Below are 233 nucleotides of genomic sequence, written 5' to 3' on the forward strand. Positions count from 1 at the left end.
GACTGGAAGCCGATGCTGGCCCGTCTCGACCAGGCGATCTCGGAGTTCCGCTACGCGCCGGTGCCGCTCGACAAGGCCCACGTCACCGAGGCGATCGCCTTCCTCGAATGGCTGCGCGACGACAATTTCACCTTCCTCGGCATGCGCGAGTTCAAATACACCGGCGGCGAGAAGAGCGGCACCCTGGAGCGCACCGAAAAACCCGGCCTCGGCATTCTCTCCGATCCCGATGT

Annotated in this window: 1 protein-coding gene; it reads left to right on the forward strand. The window is 64.4% G+C overall.

Annotation, left to right across the window (positions count from 1 at the left end; translation table 11 throughout):
• Window positions 1–233 (forward strand): hypothetical protein (locus tag AC0L20_RS41925; RefSeq protein WP_473295982.1); only part of this gene is annotated, 233 nt, incomplete at both ends.

This window comes from Bradyrhizobium sp. Kon58 (assembly GCF_055807455.1).